Raw genomic sequence first — 21,762 nt, forward strand, 5'->3', positions numbered from 1 at the left:
TAAAAGAAATGGAACCATTAAACGCAGCAGTCATCAGGGGCAATTGGGCCACCTTATTAATACCCATTAATAACGATGACAGCATCAATTACCAGCACCTGTCAGCAGAGATCGATACATTGATCACCATGCAGGTGAATGGGATTTATTCAAACGGAACAGCCGGTGAGTTTTATAACCAGACGGAAGAAGAGTTCGATACCATCAGCCGGTTACTGGCCCACAAATGCAATGCAGCCGGTATGCCGTTTCAAATTGGTGCCTGCCACACCAGTCCGGTAATGGCGCGTGAGCGGGTGAAACGGGCCGCGGCCTTGCAGCCAGGCGCTATTCAGGTTATACTGCCCGATTGGTCGGCCCCTTCCATGCCGGAAGTGATCAACTACCTGCGGGTACTAACCGAAGCAGCAGCGCCGGTGCCATTGGTACTGTACAATCCGCCCCATGCAAAAAAGCGGTTGAGCCCGGAGGAATTCTTTCAGTTGAAAGAAGCCGGTATTAACCTGGCTGGTTGTAAAACAGTAGGGGGCGATGCACAATGGTATGCCGCCATGAAAAAATGGGCACCGGAACTATCCTTGTTTGTTCCCGGACATCATCTGGCCACCGGAGTAAGTTTAGGCGCACATGGTGCATATTCAAATGTGGCCTGCATACACCCGGCAGCTGCACAACAATGGTACAACCTGATGTTAACCGATCTGCCGCAGGCATTGCAGATAGAAAAAGGCATTCAGCTTTTTATGAGCCAGTATATTCAGCCATTGATCAGTACCCGTGGTTACAGCAATCAGGCTGCAGATAAACTGCTGGCCGCCATTGGCGGCTGGGCAAATGTGGGCACGCGTTTACGCTGGCCCTACAATGGCATCGATGAAGGCGAGGTTAATAAACTACGCCCCATCGCTTACGAGATGATGTCGGAGTTCTTTGCTTTGAATAATGAAAACACACTATGCAACAAATAATAAATTATTGCTGCCTCCTTGTTTTGGTTACGCTTATATGGTTACCCAATTCCGTTTGTGGCCAGACGGAAACAAAACCCGATACCCTGTCGCTGTTTGTGTCTGGCACAAATGGATATAAAAGTTATCGCATCCCAGCTATAGTCACTACTACCAAAGGCACGCTGTTGGCTTTTTGCGAAGGCCGGAAGAACAATGCGGCCGATGCCGGTGACATCGATCTGTTATTAAAGCGCTCTACCGATGGCGGTCGTACCTGGAGCCAACAACAGGTTATCTGGAACGATAGCACCAATACATGTGGCAATCCCTGTCCGGTAGTAGATGAAACAACCGGTACCATTTGTTTATTGAGCACACATAACCTGGGCGATGATAAAGAAGGCGATATAATAAAGAAATTAAGTCGCAGTACCCGCACGGTATGGATCACCAGAAGCAACGACGATGGATTGACCTGGTCTGAACCCGAAGATATTACCGCTACCACCAAAAAGAAAGAGTGGGGGTGGTATGCTACTGGTCCGGGTATAGGCATACAAATAAAACAGGGCCCGCACAAAGGCCGGCTGGTAATACCGTGTGATTTCAGTTACGACGATTCAACCACCATTCCTGCAGCAGGCCATGCGTCCATGGGTTCACATAGTATTTATAGTGACGACCATGGTACTACCTGGAAGCTGGGCGGCAGTATAACTCCTAAGATGAATGAATGCCAGGTAATAGAAGTGGCAGATGGCAATGGTACTTTACTGATGAACATGCGCTCGTACTTCCAGCGCAACTGCCGCGCACAGGCCCTCAGTTATGATGGCGGCATTACCTGGACGGCCCCGGTTGATGTGCCTGCACTGGTGGAACCGGTTTGCCAGGCAAGTATATTCCGGTATGCATGGCCTAATAAAAAAACAAAAAGTATCATGCTGTTCCTGAACCCGGCATCTGCCAAACGAATGAACATGACCGTCAGGGCAAGTTATGATGAAGGACAAACCTGGCCGGTTATCCGTACCCTATATACAGGTCCCTCGGCTTACTCCTGTATGACCCTGTTACCCAATGGAACAATAAACTGTTTATACGAAGCGGGGAATAAGAATCCCTATGAAACAATCATTTTTCAAAAACTGATCGCCAAAGAACTGTTGAATAAGTAAAATAAAAACTAATGAGCACACACATGAGTCATCTTAGCGGACTGATATCTGCACCCTTTACACCAATGAACCCAGATGGAACCATCAATTTTAGTAAAGTGCCCGATGTAGTGAACCTGTTGATCGAAAATAAGGTAAAGGGCATGTTTGTTTGTGGCAGCACTGGTGAAGGCCCGTCCCTGACTACAGAGGAAAGAAAAGAACTGGCAGCCGCATTTGTAAAAGCGGCAAATAAAAGATTACTGGTTTTTGTGCATGTGGGGCATAACAGTATCACAGAAGCCCGGCAACTGGCGGCTCATGCGCAGCAAATTGGCGCCGATTATATTTCCGCTACGCCTTCTACCTATTTCAAAGTAGATTCCATTGACCTGCTGGTACAGTGCCTGCAGGAAATTGCAAAAGGGGCGCCCTCCTTACCCCTATATTATTACAATATTCCGGCATTAACAGGGATCAGTCTCGATATGGTGAAGCTGCTCGAAAAAGCAGGACAGTCCATCCCTACATTCGCTGGTATTAAATATACAGCGCCTCTGATCCACGACTACCAGGCCTGTGTTAACTTCGACAAGAACAAATACGATATTTTATATGGCACCGATGAAATGTTGCTGGGTGCCCTGGCAACCGGCGCCAAAGGTTTTATTGGCAGCACGTATAATTTTGTAGCGCCCCTGTACAATGCCCTGATAGAAGAATTTAAAAAAGGTAATTTGTCAGAAGCCCAGCGATTGCAATATATTTCAGTGGAAATGGTACGTGTGATCGTAAAACATGGCGGACTGCGGGCACAAAAAGCCATGATGAAACTGATTGGTCTGGATTGTGGCAATGTTCGTTATCCCTTGAATCCATTTAAAGAAAATGAATACAAATTACTGGAAACCGATTTAAAGGCTATTGGCTTTTTTAACTGGGTTAGCAAGTCGAAGGAGGCTGTTGCCTCTTAAGTAGAATATGTCAGTTGTGAGTGGTCAGTGGTGAGTGAGTTCGCGATTAATCATTCATCTGAACAATAGCGAGCCTACTCACCACTCACTATTCACAACTCACAATAACGAATGCTAAATGAAAAAATATTTTTGCTACATATTTCTCTTCTTCATTACCCTCAACAGCAAGGCGAATGACATCCCCAAGCCCTACCTCCAATGGACACAGCTACCGGCAATTCCCGATCAGGTAGGTTTTGCCGGTTCATTTGCCGGTGTATCGAACGGGGCGTTGCTGGTAGCGGGTGGATCTAATTTTGGCATTGGCGGCACACCCTGGAATGGTGCTGCGAAAACCTGGTCCGATAAAGTCTTTGTACTTGAACAACCTAATGGTAAATGGAAAGAAGCAGGCAGGTTACCACATCCGCTTGCTTATGGCGTTTCGGTAACCTGGCAGGATGGTGTAATTGTCGCCGGTGGCAGCGATGCAAGCATGCATTATAACGAAGTGTTTATGCTGCGTTATAAAAATGGAGTTATAGAAACCGAGAATCTGCCTGCGCTGCCTGCACCAATTGCCAATGCGTGCGGAATTGTAATAGGTTCAACCTTGTACATCGCGGGAGGAACTTCAGGGCCCAATGCTGCCCAGGCCGCAACAAATTTCTGGGTGCTGGACCTGGCGCAACCTGCTGCCCGGCGCGCCTGGAAAGTGGAAACACCCTGGCCCGGACCGGGAAGAATGCTGGCCGTAGCCGCTACGCAAGAGGGTGCTTTTTATATATTAAGCGGTGCTGCCATTAACAAACAACCAGGTGATAGCACGGTGCATCGTACCTTTTTAAAAGATGCTTACAAATACATGCCCGGCAAGGGCTGGAGTCGCATTACCGATCTGCCGCAATCGGTAGCCGCGGCGCCATCGCCGGCATTCACTACAGGGCAAACCCATTTGCTGGTGTTTGGTGGCGATAACGGACAATATTTTGATCGGAACGCAACACTGCAACAAAAACATCCCGGCTTTTCAAACGAAGTGTGGATGTATAATTCTATAACCGACTCCTGGAGCACCATAGGAAATGTTTTTACAGATCATAGAGCAGATGCTGAGCAGAATCCCCTTAACAGTACCTGGGCGCCAGTTACCACTACAGCGGTTGTCTGGAATGGTAACCTGGTGCTGCCAGGTGGTGAAGTGCGGCCTGGCACCCGTACCAACCGGGTATTAATGGCCACCCCGGTGCAGCCACCCGGTGGTTTCCGCCTGCTCGACTGGACCATCGTTGGCATTTACTTTTTGCTGGTGATCGGTATCAGTGTTATTGTATCGCGCAATATGCAACGTACAACCAGCGGTTTCTTTTTGGGAGGTGGTAAAATTCCCTGGTGGGCAGCAGGGTTAAGCATCTTCGGTTCCAAACTGAGTGCGCTTACTTTTATTGCCATTCCGGCAAAAGCCTATGCCACCGATTGGGTGTACCTGTTGAACAATGTAATGATTGTGGTAGTGGCTCCCATAGTAGTATATTTCTATCTGCAATACTTCCGCAAATTAAAACTCACCAGTGTATACGAATACCTGAACATCCGGTTCAACCGGCAGGTAAAATGGCTGGGCAGTTTAACCTTCGTATTGTTTCAGGTAAGCCGGCTGGGTATTGTAATTTATTTGCCCGCATTGGTGTTAAGCGCTGTTACGGGCATCAATATCTTTATTTGTATCGTCGGCACCAGTTTAATAACCACAGCATACAGTGTATCGGGTGGTATCGAAGCCGTGGTTTGGACAGAAGTGATGCAGGTGGGGGTGTTGCTCGGTGGTGCTTTGGCTACGTTGTTCTTTATTGCCGGTTCGTTACATGGTGGTTTTGGCCAGTTGTTCACCGAAGCCATGGGCCACGATAAATTCCGGCTGGCCATTCCCGACTGGACGATCACCGAACCTGTATTGTGGGTGGTGTTTGTAGGCGGTTTCCTAACGCAATTGGTTACCTATTCGAGCGACCAGGTAGTGGTGCAGCGTTACCTTACTACTTCTACCGAAAAAGAAGCTAAGAAATCTATTTATACGAATGCAATACTGGTAATACCGGCCTCGCTGATTTTCTTTAGCGTGGGCACGGCGTTGTGGGTGTATTACCGGCACCATCCTGCTGCATTGAACCCGCATGGCCGTACCGATGATGTGTTTCCGTGGTATATAAGCAACGAGTTGCCATCGGGTTTGGCGGGATTGGTAATTGCCGGTTTGTTTGCCGCTACCATGTCAACCATCAGCAGCAGTATGAACTCTATTGCTACAGTGATCACCACCGATTTTTACCAAAGTGCCAGACCGGCCAGTACAGACAAACAACGTTTTGTATTTGCCCGCTGGGTAACCGTGTTATTGGGAGCGCTGGGTTGTTTGATCGCTATTTATATGGTGTATCTGCGCAATGCTTCTATCTGGGACCAGTACATTAAAATAATCGGTCTGTTTGGTGGTTGCCTGGCCGGGATGTTTGTAGCGGGGATCTTTTTCCCGCGCATTACCAGCAAGGGTATTTTTATTGGGTTTGTGGTAAGCGCTGTTTGTTTATATTTTATTCAGGCAGCCAATATCATCAACTTCTTCCTGTACCCCGCCGCCGCCGTCCTGATCTGTGTGCTGGTAGCCTACCTTGCCAGCATGAAAACCAATAGGCAATAGGCAATAGGCAATGGGAGGCTTCGGCGGGCCAGCCAGAAGGTAACGCAATAAAAATCCCCCGACGGTACGTCGGGGGATTTTTATTGCGTTCAAATGTTTTTTCTTGCCTATTGGTAGGAGTACTCAATCTTCCCAATCATCATCTTGTTCTTTGCAAAACACTCATCTCTTTGTTTCAGCCCCTGATCATTGTATCTGTAATACCATTTTTGATAATCGGCTCCGCCGGCAGTAGTTACCAGCATCATGCTTAGGTTGCCAGCTTCATTGTATTCAAAAATGTAATCAGGCATCAGTCTTTTGGCGCGGTTGTTATATCTTACTACATCGGTTAACCGGTTTTTATCGTCGTAGTAGTAATACACTACAGGCAATTCAGTGCCCCCGTGTACGCTTCTTTCTTCCCCTACATTGTCTTTTTCATCGAGTTTGAAGGTAACTACCGTAGTATCTGTGCTGTTTTTTATTTTCAGCATCTTTTCGGGTTTGCCATCTTTATAAAAATACAGGTGTTGTTCCCGGGTGGAGTAACCGCCAGGGGAAAACGACATATTGGTAATACCTGTAATAAGATTGTTGGCATCGTAAGCGTACTGAATGATCACCTTATTGCCATCGGTAGTATCGATGCTTTGGGTCAACAGACCTTTCTCATTAAAATAATGCGTGATCTCGTCTTTTCCACTCAGGCTGGTAGAAGTTTCGGTAGTAATGGAGCTGGCTGAAATAGCCTGGGTGCCGCCAAAACCTTCAATGGGCTGATTATTGCCATCGAAACTGGTCATTTTTACCGATTTTACTTTATTGGCCTGGAATACCGCTCTTTTTTTGACAATTTCATTGGTCATTACCAGGTCATTGTAATAGTGCTGACTATAGGCGGTATGAGCAATAAAACTAATGAGAAGAGATAGTCCCAAAATTCTGATCATATTATAAACAGCTTAATTTTTTGCGCTTTAGTAACGAATAATTTCGTCCAATAATACAACGGAACAGTGAATTTTTCTGTAAAATAACCTGTTTCCTTATTTTTAGTTAAAATTTCCACCTTTGTCACACAGTAAAGAACGTCACGAGAAAATTTGCCTAAACTGTAATGCTGCGCTGCATGGAAGATTTTGTCATGTGTGTGGACAGGAAAATATTGAGCCAAAAGAGACAGTCTGGGGCCTTGTAAGCCATTTTTTTTACGACATTACCCATTTCGACGGTAAGTTTTTTAGTACTACCCGGTACCTGATCACCCGCCCTGGCTTTTTACCAAAGGAATATATTGAAGGCCGGCGGGCCCGATATCTGCACCCCATCAGGATGTATGTTTTTTCTTCTGCATTATTCTTTCTCTGTCTGTACTCAGTTTTCCATTTTCATGGGGAAGAAGGAGGGGAGAAAAAGGACAAAAAAAGCGACATCATTGCATCGATACCCGATTCTGTTAAAGCCAGGGCCCTGGTGAATGCAAAGGACAGGGAAGACTCTATCGTGGTGGAGCGGGCCCTTGATCTGGCCCGGCCCTATATGCGAACACCGGAAATAAAAAAATCAGACACTGCGCGCGTCTATTCAAAAAAGTTCAGGAAGGAGCGGTTTATTGTAAACATGACCAATCCCGATCAACGATATGCTTCAATTAAGGAGTATGATTCCATACAGAAAGCGCTGCCGAAAAACGAAAAGGATAATTGGATAGAACGCCATGCCAAACACCGCGAAATTGAATTGAACGCCCGGTACAACGGCGATCAAAAAGCAATGTGGCGCGATCTGCTGGAGAAATTCGTTCATACCTTTCCTTATCTGTTGTTCATTTCGTTGCCGTTGTATGCCCTCTACCTGAGACTATTATACTATCGCCGCAAACAGTTCCTGTATGTAACACACGGTATATTTTTGATATATCTGTATATCTTTACCTTCATTGACCTGTTGGTGTACTTTGGATTGAACCAGATACACGAATCAATGGACTGGGGTTGGATGGGCTGGATAGAGGCGGCTGTATTATTATATGGAGTATGGTATGCCTACAAAGCCATGCGAAAATTTTATGGGCAGGGCACGGGTAAAACACTGCTCAAGTTTTTTATCCTGAATACCTTAGCTTTCTGTTCGATCATTATCCTGTTCACGGGTTTCTTTTTATTTGCAGTGTTTAAATTTTAACAATTTGGTGATATATGGCACAACAACAACAAGCGGTGGCGGATGCATTCATGCGCCTGGTAGGTATTATGGACGATTTACGGGAGAAATGTCCCTGGGATAAAAAACAAACGATACAAACGCTGCGGCCCCTGACTATTGAAGAAATGTATGAACTGGCCGATGCCATCACCGATAAGGACTGGAAAGGTATTAAGGAAGAGATGGGTGACCTGATGCTGCATTTGATCTTCTATGCAAAGATTGGTGCTGAGCAACAACAGTTTACCCTCGAAGAAGCCATCCATGGCGTTTGCGAAAAACTGATTCATCGCCATCCGCATATTTATGGCGATGTACAGGTAAAAGACGAGGAAGAAGTAAAACAGAACTGGGAAAAGCTGAAATTAAAAGAAGGCAAGAAATCGGTGTTGAGCGGTGTGCCTGTTTCGCTTCCTGCCGTGGTAAAGGCAACCCGCTTGCAGGAAAAAGCCCGCCAGGTAGGTTTTGAATGGGATAACCGGGAACAGGTTTGGGATAAAGTAACCGAAGAAACCGAAGAACTGCACGAAGCAGTCGCGGCCAATGAACCCGATAAAATAGAAGAAGAGTTTGGCGATCTGCTTTTTTCCCTCATCAATTATGCACGATTTTTGCAGATAGATGCGGAGAACGCATTGGAAAGAACCAATAAAAAGTTTATTTCGCGGTTCACCCAAATGGAACAACTGGCATTGCAACAGGGCAAACCCCTGGCTGATATGACCCTGGCTGAAATGGATGCCATCTGGAACACGATCAAAAAACAAAACCCCGATACTTGAATCATTTGCAGCAAAAACTATTTAACAGGTATACCTATACACTATTGGCTGCCATTGGCCTGTTTACACTAGCCTATATTTTGAACAGGTATGTGACCGATGTTACTTCACCCCGGTACTTTGCCCGGTTAATTCAAAACAGGATCCAGCAAAAGGAACAGGACTTTCAAAAGCTCGCAGCCGACACGGCTTTAATGGGCTCGCTGGTAGATCAAACGTATAGTGAAGCCACGCTGCAAAAACTGCTCGATAACAAGAAGGGATACGGTTTATACATTTATGATGAAACCGAATTTGATGTACCGCCCGCATTGCTCTTCTGGAATACACAACTGATACAACCGGTAAAACATTTATCGGAAGACAGCATGAGCAGCCGGATAGAACGGCTGTCGAATGGGATCTATGTACACACTGCCCGCATTCTGTATCTGCGAAACGATCGCCGGCTTATTGCCGAAGCATTGATACCAGTAATGCGCAAATGGCAGTACAATGTGGAAACGGAGAACCTGCAAAAAGAATTTGTTGACCTGAAGGGCGCTACCCGGCAGGTTGATATCTCCAATACGGTAACCGATTTTCCGGTAAAAAACATTTCGGGAGAAGTGCTGTTCTACCTGAAGCAGAATACCCTGTTTGGTAAGCCGCACAATACCTGGGTGATCTTAACCACCATACTCGGCTTCTTCCTGTTGTTCCTCTTTCTGCACCAGGTGGCGGATATTGTTAGCCGTACCTATGGCATCTGGTATGGGATTTCCTTACTCGCCGGCGTGGTAATGGCCATGCGGTTGATCGTGTATGGCTTTCCCAATATTCTGGCTTTACGACAGTTCGAGTTATTCGATCCGGCTATTTATGGGTCAAGCTTTATCCTAAGCTCACTGGGCGATCTGTTGATCAATGCCCTGCTCTTGTGCTGGGTGATCACCTTTATAAACCGGCGGATCAATATCTCCTCTATCCGCCCGTACCGTGATCCCTGGAAAAACTGGGCGGCATTAATAGCTTCGGTAAGTGCGCTGGTAATTGTGACATTTATGTTTGCCGCCATTTTGCAAACCATGGTGTCGGATGCGAAGATCTCTTTTAACGTTACCAACTTCTTCAGTTTAATAGCTACGCCCTATAGTTTTATTGGCTTTATAGTACTGGCAACGCTGGCCCTCAGCTATTTTTTCATGTCACAGATCTTGTTAACGGTGGCAGGGAAAATGGTAGGCGACCGCAATTACTTTATGTTCATCATTGTGGGTGCTATTGGCTTACTGATCCTCACCTTCACCAGCAACAACAGCATTGTAGAGTTGTGTTTGTATGTGTTGCCCTGGCTGTTTGCGTTTATGTGGCTGATGCAGCAACGTATTTTTGCGGGGTTGAACTTCAGGCTGAATGTGTCGGAAGTATTGTTCTGGTTGTTTGTATTCTCCGGTTCCATGTCGGCTGTGATCATTTTTGAGAATGGAAAAATAGAACTGGAAGACCGCAGGCATTTTGCCGAAAAGCTGGCATTACAATCAGACCCCATGAGTGAGCACATCCTTAGCTTTTCGCTGACTTACCTCGATAGCAATTTCGTGGTGCAGAATATGGACAGGTTTCGAAAATCACAAACCAATGCATTTCTTAAAGACAGCATCGTCAATAAAAACAGGGATGTAAATTTCAAATATAACCTGCGATTATTCACTTTCGACTCTACCGATGCGCCGCTGTTCAACGATGAGCAGGCTTCGTACGATACCCTGAATACGATCTTTCAGATCCAGGGTAAAAAAACGGCTATCCCGGGCATGCGGTATTTTGAACAGTCGTTCGATAAATTTGGTTATATCTACCGGCGTGATGCCTACCGGGATACTACAAAGCTCGGAACGCTGTTTGTGCTGGCCGATCCCCGCAGGTATAAATATGAGGCGCTAACACCCGAGCTGTTCCGGTCAAACAACCCGTTGCTGCCCGAGCAGTATTCGTCTGTGTATTCTTACGCCATTTACGACAACAATCGTGACCTGATCCTGAATTTCAACGATTATGCCTTCCCTACACATTTGGCTAACTCGCTTATACCACAGAGTGAATTTGAACGCCGTCGCAATAATTCATTTGAAGAATTGTGGTACCGGCCTTCGTCAGATAAAGTAGTGATCATTGCCCGTAAAAGCAATACGTTCATCGAGGCCATTACCTTGTTCGCTTATCTGTTCAGTACCTTTTTGTTTTTGCTGGCCTTTTACCAGTTCAGCTCACTCATCATAAAAAGCCGGTTCCACTGGTCGGCATTGCGCCAGACCCTGCAGTTGAGCATCCGGTCGCAGATCCACAGTACTATCCTGATGGTGAGTCTGCTGTCGTTTTGTGTAATTGGGGTGGCTACCATTCTTTTCTTTATAAACCGGTACCAGCGAAATAACCAGGACCGCCTTACCAGGGCCATGCAGATCATGGTGAACCAGGTTCAAACCCATATTAATTCACAACACCCCCAGGACCTCAGGGACACGATTTTTTATGAACCGGTTTTCAGTGAAGGAATGGAGCGGTTGATCCAGGAGATCTCAGACGTGCATGGCATGGATGTGAACCTGTACGACACCGTTGGTGGTTTGCGGGTTACCAGTAACCAGGATATGAATATCTATTCCAGCGGTGTATTGAGTACCAAAATGAACCCGCTGGCGTATTACCGTTTGTATCATTTGCAACAGATCCAAACCGTAACCAACGAACAGGTGGGCAAGCTCGATTACCTGAGTATTTATTCACCCATCCGAAACGAGTTGGGACATGCAGTAGCTTTTTTAAATATTCCATCATACAGTAGCCAGGCAGAGTTGAAGCAGGAGATCTCCAACTTCGTGGTAACGGTGATCAACCTGATAGCTTTTATCTTTTTGATAGCGGGTGGTATTGCCCTGTTGATCACAAACCGCATTACCCAGTCGTTTACCATCATCAGTCAGAAGATGCGGGAAGTGAACCTGGGTAAAGAGAACGAAGCCATTGAATGGAAACGCGACGATGAAATAGGGGTATTGGTGCGGGAGTACAATAAGATGGTGACCAAACTGGAAGACAGTGCCGAAGCATTAGCCAAAAGTGAGCGCGAGGGCGCCTGGCGGCAAATGGCCCGGCAGGTAGCGCATGAGATCAAGAACCCGCTTACGCCCATGAAGCTAAGTATACAATATTTACAAAAAGCGATAGCCAATAATCAGACAGATGTAAAAGCGCTTACTACCAACGTAGCCAAAACCCTGGTGGAGCAAATCGATCACCTGTCGAAGATCGCTTCCGACTTCTCGCAGTTTGCGAACATCGGTAACCCGAAGAATGAAGTATTTGACCTGCATGAAATGCTGCAGTCATTGGCTTCTCTATACAATACCGGTGGTAACCTCGATTTTAAATGGTCACCGGTTGAACAACGGGTGCTACTCTTTGCCGACCGCACCCAGTTGAATCGCCTGTTCACCAACCTGCTGCAGAATGCAGTGGAAGCGTGCGCCAACCGCGATCACCGGGTTATTAGAATGAATGAACACCTGAACGGAGAATTCATTACCGTAAGCGTAACAGATAATGGCGAAGGCATTCCGGAACAAACGCAATCGCGCATCTTCACACCCAATTTCACTACCAAAACTTCCGGTACGGGATTAGGCCTGGCCATGAGTAAAGGGATTGTGGAGCAGGCCAAAGGCGAGATCTGGTTTGTTACCAAAGAAGGAGCAGGCACTACGTTCTATGTGAAGATCCCGTTATTAAGAGCGAACTAGTAAAAAGTTTTAAGTTTAAAGTTGAAAGTTCGAAGTTGAAAGTTTAAGGTCCTTGTATTGAACTTTAAACTTTCAACTTTGAACTGTATTCTATATATTTTTAGCCTTCTTCCTATTAGCTAAATATTCTTCAAATTGTTGAAGCGAGTAACTACTAAGATTCTGTTGTTTTGTTAAGCCGCCTTTCTGCGCAGCCAAAACGCCATACCGGCAATCGTACCCGTCAATAGAGTGTGCATCGGGATCGATGGAGATCAATACGCCTTTTTCGATGGCATAATCAATCCAGCGCCAGTCCATATCCAGCCGGCGGGGGTGTGCATTCAATTCAATCACCACCTGGTTCTCCAAACAGGCATCGATGATGGTTACATGATCAACAGGGTAGCCGGGGCGACTGAGCAATAAACGGCCCGTCATGTGACCCAGGATGGTCGTGAAGGGGTTACGGATGGCGTTCAGTAACCGCATCATGGCTTTGTCTTCGGTCATTTTTAAGTTGGAATGCACCGAGGCGATCACCAGGTCGAAAGTAGCAAGCACATTGTTGGAATAATCCAGGGCGCCATCGCCTAAAATATCGCACTCTATACTTTTGAATATTTTGAATGGCTTGAATTTTTCATTCAGCTCATCGATGTAGCGGTGTTGTTCGCGAATACGTTCTTCCGTTAACCCATTGGCATAGGCGGCGCTTTTACTGTGATCGCTGATCACCAGGTATTCATAGCCCTGATCGATGCAGGCTTTGGCCATATCTTCCACCGTATGCACACCATCGCTCCACTGGCTGTGGCTGTGAATAATGCCTCTGATATCGCCGGGTTGTATTAAGGTAGCCTGACTGTTTTTTGAGGTCAGCGCGGTTGCTTTTTCCCGTAAGGCGGGTGCAATAACCGGTAATTGCAGGGCGGAAAATATTTCTTCTTCCGATTGATAGGAAGCAGTAGGTTTCCAGCCCGGTAAGGCCTGACAGGCAGCAATAAAATCTTCGCTGCCGCTGGTTTGGAACAGCACGCTGTTGAATGTTTCGGGAGTTGCCCGGTAAAACTTCAGCAATACGTTCTCGGGGCCAAGTACGCTAAAGATGTCTTCCAGTGTTTCCTGGGTAGTGTAATTATTGTCGCCGAGGAAGGCCAACAGTTCCTCATTGGTGGCGGTGGTTACCCATTCCAGCCGGTCAATGATCTCTACCTGACGTCTGAATTGTCCGGTAAGGGCAAATTGTTGTTGGGGGAATTGTTTCTTTAAGGTGGTGTCAATGGCAATGGCATACACTTCCGTTTCGGCATACAGGTGGCTGCCCTGGTTCTTCATATAGAACTCGATGGAATCCTGCACATTCTTTTGTGTTTTCTCACCAAAACCTTTGAAGAGGGTTAACCGGTTTTCATTGCAGGCATATAACAATTCACCTACTGATTCAATTCCCATCTCTTTCCAGATGGTAGCTATTTTTTTCGGTCCCAGCCCTTTGATGTTCATCATTTCGAGCAGTCCGGGCGGGGTTTTCGAGATAATATCTTCCAGGGCGCCCAGTTTGCCGGTGCGTACTATTTCAATTACTTTTTTAGCTACAGATTCACCAATGCCTTTTATGGAGGTCAGTTTATCTTCAGGCATCTCTGCAAGTGGGTTTGTTACTTTTTCAATAGCAAAAGCGGCACTGGAATAGGTTTTCGACCGGAACGAATTCTCCCCATGCATATCCATTAATTTGGCCAGCAGGGAAAATTGGTCGGCTATGAAGTAGTTGTCGATCATAAGGTGATAAGTTGAACTGCTGCTAAATTAAGGCTAATTGGTGAGGAAATGCAAGTGAATGGTGAGAGATGCAAGTGAGTGGTGAGTTGTCAGTAGTGAGTGGTGAGTTGTCAGTAGTGAGTGGGCTCGCGAATTTTAAAGATTTCTGAAAAATCAGGCGCCTCACCCATTATTGACAACTGACTATCCACATTGGGTAATCATTCCGCTTAATGCTTTGAAATTATTTAAAATGGAGTCACCAAGGGGTTGTAATTGTTCTAAAGAAGCATAGGCGAGTTTATGAGCAATTCCAATTGCACTGTCAATTTCAATAACGGAGCCTCTGGCAATTTCAAAAAATCGTTTTCTTTCAGCTTTTGATTTCCGGGAACAACCCTCTGCTATATTCAAGTGTACCGACAAGGCGGCTCTTCTTATTTGCTGCACCATGGCGAACTTTTCATCGGCTGGAAAAGTTCTTGTTATCCTATAGCATTCCATGGCCAGATCCTGTGAATATTGAAAGACATCCAATTGGGTATGAGCAAGCTGTAAAAACATAGAACGGATTTAAGTTTAATGGAATGACGAGTAGTGAGTGAAGTTCGCAAATTTTCGGAGATCTGAAAAATCGGAAACCCACTCACCACTGACCACTGACCACTCACTTGCAGCTCACTCACTACTGACAACTCACCACTCACCTTACAGTTCTATAACCACATCATCCTGTTCCACAAACACCCCTTCCGATAACACAACCCGCTGAACAACCGACGCACTCGGTGCCACAATAGTGCTTTCCATTTTCATAGCCTCGATAACAAACAGGGGCGTATTCTTTTGCACCGCATCGCCGGTTTTAACCAGTATTTTCGACAGCTTGCCTTGCAAGGGAGCACCGATCTCATTGGGTGCACTCACTTTTTTATGCGTGGGTTTTACGGCAGTAAAGCTTTTGTCTTTTATGAATATAGAACGGGTTTGTCCGTTCAGTTTGAAGAACACCTGTTTATACCCATTCTCATCTACCTGGCTCATATGTAAAAATTTTATGAGAATGCTTTTGCCCGGGGCCAGTTCAATGAGCGTTTCTTCATTGGGCTTGAGGCCATAAAAGAAATTGGGAGAGGGGACATAGTATACTTCCCCGAACGACAATTTAAACTGATGGTATTCGTCGAATACTTTGGGATAGAACAGGGCGCTTAGCAGATCGAGATTCGAATACTGTTTGCCATATTTGGTTTCGAATTGTTGTTTTTCTTTTACCAGGTTCAGCGGTTGTAAATGGGCGTTGGGCCGGTCGGTGAAGGGCTGCTCATTTTTGAGGATCAGCTTCTGCAGGGTTTGCGGAAAACCGCCCGGTGTTTGTCCCAGGTCACCGCGGAACAAACCGATCACTGAATCGGGGAAGGAAAGGGTTTCGCCTTTATCGAAGATATCCTGCTCGGTGTATTCATTAGCTGTCATGAACAGGGCCATATCGCCGACTACTTTTGAGGAGGGCGTTACTTTTACAATATCGCCAAACAGTTTATTCACTACTACATAGTTCTTCTTGATCTCGGTAAACTGGTTTTCCAGTCCCAATGAACGCGCCTGCGGCCGTAAATTGGAGTATTGTCCGCCGGGGATTTCATGATCGAATACTTCGGCGGTCCCGGCCTTTAATTGCGATTCGAACGGATAATAAAATTCACGCACATCTTCCCAGTAGTTGGAAAGCTCATTCAGTTTATGCAGGTTCATGGATTGTTCGCGGGGATGGCCCTGCATCATGGCCACAATAGAATTGAAATTGGGTTGTGAGGTCAAGCCCGACATGGAGGCAAGCGCCACATCGATCACATCAACGCCGGCTTCAATAGCTTTTAAATAAGTGGCAGACTGAATAGAGGAGGTGTCGTGGGTATGCAGGTGAATGGGAATGTTGATCGATTTTTTCAACTCACTCACCAGTATGCCTGCCTGTATTGGTTTTAGCAGACCGGCCATATCTTTTATGCCCAGGATGTGAGCGCCGGCATCTTCCAGGCGTTTGGCCAGGTCGATGTAGTATTGCAGGTTGAATTTTTGATTGCGTTTCGGGTCCAGGAAATCGCCGGTATAACAAATACAGGCTTCTGCCAGTCCACCGGTTCTTTCGCGAACGGCATTGATGCTTACCTGCATGCCTTCGAGCCAGTTCAGTGAATCGAAAATGCGGAAGATGTCGATGCCATTCTTCCAGGATTCCTCGATAAAGGTTTCAACCAGGTTATCGGGGTAGGCGGTATAGCCTACGGCGTTAGAACCGCGGATCAGCATCTGGAACAGGATGTTGGGAATGCGTTCGCGCATCAGTTGCAGGCGCTGCCAGGGGCATTCGTGCAAAAAGCGAAGGGCTACATCGAAGGTGGCGCCGCCCCACATTTCCAGTGAAAAGATCTCCGGATGGTTTTTAGCCACGGTTTCAGCCACCTTCAGCATATCGGTAGTGCGTACCCGGGTAGCCAGCAGCGACTGGTGTGCATCGCGGAAAGTGGTATCGGTATACTGAATGGCGGGATTGTTTTTTAACCAGTCCAGAAATTTCTCCCGGCCCATTTCGGTAAGCCGGTCTTTGGAACCTTTGGTGATGGCTGGTTGTACGGTATCGGGTACTACCGGGGTGCGAAAGGTGATGGCTGGATTCACAGCCGGCACATCAGGATGACCGTTCACAATAATTTCAGCCAGGTATTGCAGGGCCTTGGTGCCGCGGTCCATGCGCGGTTCAAAATGAAACAACTCCGGATGGTTGTCGATAAAATCAACGGTAGCGAGCCCATTTTGAAAGGTAGTATTTTGTAGCACGTTCTCCAGGAACGCAATGTTGGTCTTTACACCGCGTATACGAAACTCTTTTAGCGTACGCACCAACCGGTCACAGGTTTCTGCGAGGTTGCGGCCACTGGCGGTGATCTTTACCAGTAAGGAATCGAAGAAAGGGGAGATACTAACGCCGGGGTAGGAGCTGCCTTCATCTAACCGGATACCCGGACCGCCCGCATTGCGATAGGCGATGAGCGTACCGAAGTCGGGTTTAAAGTTATTGGAAGGGTCTTCGGTGGTAACGCGGCATTGAATGGCCACGCCGGAGATCTGTAATTGGTCTTGCGAAGCAATGTTGATGGGGGCATCGGTAAGCGCATATCCCTGTGCTACCAGGATCTGGCTTTTAACAATATCTATTCCGGTTATTTCTTCGGTAACCGTATGTTCAACCTGGATGCGGGGATTTACTTCAATAAAATAGATGTGCTCGGCTTTATCTACCAGGAACTCGACAGTGCCGGCATTGTTATACCCTACCTGTTTGCAAATACGAATGGCATAGTCGTGTAGTTTTTGACGCGTTTCGGTTTTCAGTGAGATGGCAGGTGCTACTTCCACTACTTTTTGAAAGCGGCGTTGCACGGAGCAATCCCTTTCAAACAAATGAATGATATTGCCATGTTGATCGCCGAGGATCTGTACTTCTATATGTTTGGGTGATTCAATAAACTTTTCAAAGAACACGGTATCGTTACCAAAAGCAGTTTTGGCTTCATTGCGTGCTTCCAGCATGGTTTTTTCCAGGTCTTCTTCATGGCGAACCACCCGCATGCCGCGCCCACCGCCACCTGCAGCAGCTTTGATGATAATGGGGTAACCGATACGGCGGGCTTCCTGTAAAGCAATATCGGCTGATTGAATATCGGCCTGGCTGTCTTCGATCATGGGTACGCCGGCCTGTTTGGCTACTTTTTTGGCAGCGATCTTATCGCCCAGTTGGTCCATGATATGCGCAGTGGGGCCAACAAACACAATGTTTTCTTCGGCACATCTTTGCGCAAAGCGGGCGTTCTCTGACAGGAAGCCATAACCGGGATGGATGGCATCGGCTTTTTCGTGTTTGGCAACGCTGATGATGGCTTCAATATCGAGGTAAGGTTTTAGCGGATCATCATTTTTCCCGATCTGATAGGCTTCATCGGCTTTGTAACGATGGAGGGAATACCGGTCTTCGAACGTGTAAACGGCAATGGTCTTAATGTTTAACTCTGTAGCAGCACGCAATACCCGAATGGCAATTTCGCCGCGGTTGGCAACAAGGATTTTTTTAAACATGACAGGCAGTTGTAGTTTTTGTTATTGATCGATAAAGGAATCCTGAAAAGCGATGTTGTTTGGCGATGCATCAACAGGGTTGGGTTGGGACTGTGGGACGGATACACGAAACCATGTTGATGATTTCATAGGAGACTTAAAAAACAATACCAGGGTAGAAGGAGATAAGTGGTTTTATATAGGCTTGTATAAACAGGAATGAGGTTACTGATAAAGCCGGTGTAAAAATAAGAAGGGAAAGGTTATGATTGGTGATAGTGGAAAGGTTATTTAATTGAGAAGAGGCTTTAAGTTTCAAGCTGTAAGCAATAAGCTTTAAGCAATACACCGTTGCGCGCCGTACCTCCTTGAACTTTAAACTTAATACTTTCAACTTAAAACTTTGAACTTGTAACGCTGAAACTCGCTCTGGTAGCGGGTTTCAGGAGATATACCTAAGCATTGAGCGAAGTAGAACAAGTACAATAAAAAAGTCCCCCCGGAACCGGGAGGACTTTGATATTTTTTGCTTTCAAAGAAGCGGTCTAATTACTTAGAAGCTTTTTTCGCAGCTTTCTTCTTAGCAGCTTTCTTTTTAGGAGCAGCTTTTTTTACAGCTTTCTTTGCAGCTTTTTTAGCGGCTTTCTTTTTAGTTGCCATGTTTACGTGAATTTAACGGTTAGTAAATAGAATTTAACAGATGTAAAAATATAAACTATTTCCAAACCGCCAAAAATTTTTTCACTAAATGTGAAAAAATCCCTATGCAGGCAACTTTACGAATAATGAATTACGCTACTGTTACTACGCTGATGATAGTCTTGTCGTTCTTTGTCTTTCTGAATTCAACAACACCATCAGTCAATGCGAAAATGGTGTAGTCTCTTCCAAGACCAACGTTTTTACCAGGATGGTAAACGGTGCCGCGTTGACGAACGATGATGTTACCAGCAATAGCTGATTGACCACCGTAAATTTTAACGCCTAAGCGCTTACTTTGTGAGTCGCGACCGTTCTTTACGCTACCTTCCCCTTTTTTATGTGCCATGGTAGATTGTTTGAAAATTTTTTAAAATAATGTCTTATTCAACAGAACCAACATTCAAATAACAAAAACCAAATTCATGTCCGGATAACTCAAATGCACTTGCTCAACAAATTTGGAGCTTGCGATTTGTTTATTGGAATGTATTAAGCGATTGCTGTTACCTGAATCTTTGTGTAGTGCGTGCGGTGGCCGTGTTTCTTGCGGAAACCCTTTCTTCTTTTCATTTTAAAAGCGATTACTTTATCGCCCTGAACCTGATCAAGGATTTCAGCTTTAACAGTACCTTTTACTGCACTGCCTACTGACAGTTTTCCTGCGTCATCTAACAACAGGATCTCTGAAAATTCAACTTTGTCTCCGGCTTTACCGTCTACACGCGGTACATATAAAGTTTGGTCCTTTTGAACCTTAAATTGCTGACCCGCGATTTTAACTATTGCAAACATAGGTTTCCAAAATTAGGAGTGCAAAGGTAAGGGTTTGAAGCAGATTGCGAAGGCTTTAAAGCGATTTTTTTTACGATTTTCAGGGCGAAAATGGCCGCTATTTCTGCAAATTAAGAAGAAATACTGATTATTAGCCATTTACAAGAATGCCCCAACAACCTTGAATAGGATATAATATATTATATATGTAGCTGATTTCCGGTTACCAGACACCGGTAACCGGGAAACCGGAAACCCGTAACTGGCAACGGTGTCTAATGGTTTTTTAACAGTTCCATTCCGAACAATCAGACATTGAACCAGTTAATAATAGCTTTGCGTGAATTACTGCAAATCAGTCTTTGCGTATTTCACTAATTGATGTAGGTTTGTTTTTCCTAACTGATGGAATACGGGATTCAATGAAAATAAAATCATTTCTGGCAAAACCTTTTGCCCACTACATATATAAAGGCGTAAAAAAGGGCATGACCACCGCAGTAGCTGATCAGGAAGCCATCCTGAAAGAGCTGCTTAAAATAGGTAAGGCAACTGAATTTGGTAAAGAACACCATTTGCAGGATATAAATGTGCATGAAGAATACGTTCAGGCCGTGCCGGTGCGTGACTACGAACAGTTCAAGCCTTATATCGAAAAAATAAAGGAAGGTAAACACAACGTTCTCTGGAAAGGACTGCCTATTTACCTGGCTAAAACCTCCGGCACCACCAGTGGTGTAAAGTATATTCCCATAAGTAAAGAAAGCATCGACAACCACATCAACACGGCCCGCAATGCCCTGTTGTGTTATATTGCCGAATCGGGTAATACCAACTTTACCGAGGGTAAAATGATCTTTTTATCAGGTTCGCCCGAACTGGAACGCATAGGCGGCATCCCTACAGGTCGGTTAAGCGGTATAGTGAATCACCATGTGCCCAGCTATCTGCGCGCCAACCAACTGCCTTCGTACGAAACCAATTGCATCGAGGACTGGGAAACCAAGCTCGATAAAATAGTAGCCGAAACCATTAACCAGGATATGACCCTGATCAGTGGCATACCACCATGGGCGCAAATGTATTTCGACAGGCTGCAGGAAAAAACCGGAAAGAAGATCAAGGAAATATTTCCCAACTTCTCTGTGCTGGTACATGGCGGCGTAAACTTTGAGCCCTATCGCAACAAACTGATGGAAAGCATCGGTGGCAAAGTAGCTACTATTGAAACATTTCCTGCATCGGAAGGCTTTATGGCTTTCCAGGATTCACAGGATGCCGAAGGCTTATTATTAAATACAAACAGCGGAATATTCTTCGAGTTTATTCCTGCCGGAGAAATATTCAACGCCAACCCAACCCGCCTTACACTTAAAGATGTGAAAGTAGGGGAGAACTATGCATTGATCATAAACAACAATGCAGGTTTGTGGGGGTATAATATTGGAGATACCGTTAAATTTGTTTCCACCAATCCGTACAGACTGGTAGTAACAGGCCGCATTAAACATTTTATTTCGGCATTTGGCGAACACGTTATAGGGGAAGAAGTGGAACACAGCCTGATCAAGGCCGCAGAGGAAGAAGGCGTGCACATTACCGAATTTACGGTAGCGCCTATGATTGCGCAGGGTAAAGGAAAATCATACCACGAGTGGTTCATTGAGTTTGAGAACAGGCCTTCCAATTTAGACAGGTTTGCTGAAAAAGTAAATGAGAACCTGCGCAAAAAGAACATCTATTACGACGATCTTATCGCCGGCAATATATTGTTACCATTGCAAATTCGCCCGGTTAAAAAGCATGGGTTTATCGATTACATGAAATCCATAGGTAAATTAGGCGGTCAGAATAAAGTGCCCCGGTTAAGCAATGACCGCAATATTGCAACGGCACTTGAAAAATATGTAGAGTAGTT

General features: G+C 45.7%; 14 protein-coding genes. 8 read left to right on the forward strand and 6 right to left on the reverse strand.

Features of this window, described 5'->3' with window-relative positions; genetic code table 11:
* Positions 1-8: 8 nt before the first annotated feature.
* The 4 genes from BMX95_RS21550 to BMX95_RS21565 all read left to right on the forward strand — a co-directional run bounded on the left by BMX95_RS21550 (position 9) and on the right by BMX95_RS21565 (position 5,761).
* On the forward strand, positions 9-968 hold the full coding sequence (locus BMX95_RS21550) for a dihydrodipicolinate synthase family protein (protein WP_081200480.1): 960 nt from the start codon (positions 9-11) through the stop codon (positions 966-968).
* Complete coding sequence (locus BMX95_RS21555; RefSeq protein ID WP_081200481.1) at positions 956-2,128, forward strand: sialidase family protein; 1,173 nt, start codon at positions 956-958, stop codon at positions 2,126-2,128. The genes BMX95_RS21550 and BMX95_RS21555 overlap by 13 nt, the downstream gene beginning before the upstream one ends.
* Before the next feature lie 11 nt (positions 2,129-2,139).
* On the forward strand, positions 2,140-3,081 hold the full coding sequence (locus BMX95_RS21560) for a dihydrodipicolinate synthase family protein (protein WP_081200482.1): 942 nt from the start codon (positions 2,140-2,142) through the stop codon (positions 3,079-3,081).
* A 118-nt stretch (positions 3,082-3,199) separates the two neighbouring features.
* Positions 3,200-5,761, forward strand: a complete 2,562-nt coding sequence (locus BMX95_RS21565) for a sodium:solute symporter family protein (protein WP_081200483.1) — start codon at positions 3,200-3,202, stop codon at positions 5,759-5,761.
* 107 nt (positions 5,762-5,868) lie between these two features.
* Here BMX95_RS21565 and BMX95_RS21570 read toward each other — a convergent pair whose 3' ends face one another.
* Positions 5,869-6,693 carry a hypothetical protein gene (locus BMX95_RS21570; RefSeq protein WP_133053910.1) on the reverse strand — a complete coding sequence of 275 codons (825 nt, stop codon included), beginning with the start codon at positions 6,691-6,693 and terminating at the stop codon, positions 5,869-5,871.
* 121 nt (positions 6,694-6,814) lie between these two features.
* On the opposite strand from BMX95_RS21570, the gene BMX95_RS21575 reads away from it, so the two are divergent.
* From BMX95_RS21575 to BMX95_RS21585, 3 genes are read left to right on the forward strand one after another with little or no spacing between them, the layout of a single operon-like run.
* The gene (locus tag BMX95_RS21575) at positions 6,815-7,927 is read left to right on the forward strand and encodes a DUF3667 domain-containing protein (RefSeq protein WP_081200485.1); all 1,113 of its coding nucleotides are present in this window, start codon (positions 6,815-6,817) and stop codon (positions 7,925-7,927) included.
* 14 nt (positions 7,928-7,941) lie between these two features.
* On the forward strand, positions 7,942-8,730 hold the full coding sequence (gene mazG, locus BMX95_RS21580; RefSeq protein ID WP_081200486.1) for a nucleoside triphosphate pyrophosphohydrolase: 789 nt from the start codon (positions 7,942-7,944) through the stop codon (positions 8,728-8,730).
* Positions 8,727-12,512, forward strand: coding sequence for a sensor histidine kinase (locus BMX95_RS21585; RefSeq protein ID WP_081200487.1), 3,786 nt, complete (start codon positions 8,727-8,729; stop codon positions 12,510-12,512). The genes mazG and BMX95_RS21585 overlap by 4 nt, the downstream gene beginning before the upstream one ends.
* A gap of 90 nt (positions 12,513-12,602) precedes the next feature.
* Here the strand turns inward: BMX95_RS21585 and BMX95_RS21590 are convergent, their stop codons facing one another.
* The 5 genes from BMX95_RS21590 to rplU all read right to left on the reverse strand — a co-directional run bounded on the left by BMX95_RS21590 (position 12,603) and on the right by rplU (position 19,865).
* Positions 12,603-14,276 (reverse strand): DNA polymerase/3'-5' exonuclease PolX, encoded by a 1,674-nt coding sequence (locus BMX95_RS21590; protein WP_081200488.1) that lies wholly within the window; start codon positions 14,274-14,276, stop codon positions 12,603-12,605.
* A 183-nt stretch (positions 14,277-14,459) separates the two neighbouring features.
* On the reverse strand, positions 14,460-14,819 hold the full coding sequence (locus tag BMX95_RS21595; RefSeq protein WP_081200489.1) for a four helix bundle protein: 360 nt from the start codon (positions 14,817-14,819) through the stop codon (positions 14,460-14,462).
* Positions 14,820-14,963: 144 nt separating this feature from the next.
* Entirely contained in the window at positions 14,964-18,392 is a 3,429-nt protein-coding gene (locus BMX95_RS21600) for a pyruvate carboxylase (protein WP_081200490.1), read from the reverse strand.
* A gap of 769 nt (positions 18,393-19,161) precedes the next feature.
* Entirely contained in the window at positions 19,162-19,419 is a 258-nt protein-coding gene (gene rpmA / locus BMX95_RS21610) for a 50S ribosomal protein L27 (RefSeq protein ID WP_081200491.1), read from the reverse strand.
* A gap of 143 nt (positions 19,420-19,562) precedes the next feature.
* Complete coding sequence (gene rplU / locus BMX95_RS21615) at positions 19,563-19,865, reverse strand: 50S ribosomal protein L21 (protein WP_014216885.1); 303 nt, start codon at positions 19,863-19,865, stop codon at positions 19,563-19,565.
* A 401-nt stretch (positions 19,866-20,266) separates the two neighbouring features.
* Here rplU and BMX95_RS21620 point away from each other — a divergent pair, with 401 nt between their 5' ends.
* On the forward strand, positions 20,267-21,760 hold the full coding sequence (locus BMX95_RS21620) for a GH3 auxin-responsive promoter family protein (RefSeq protein WP_081200492.1): 1,494 nt from the start codon (positions 20,267-20,269) through the stop codon (positions 21,758-21,760).
* Positions 21,761-21,762 lie beyond the last annotated feature (2 nt).

The sequence above is a fragment of the Niastella yeongjuensis genome (genome assembly GCF_900110245.1).
Lineage (GTDB): Bacteria > Bacteroidota > Bacteroidia > Chitinophagales > Chitinophagaceae > Niastella > Niastella yeongjuensis.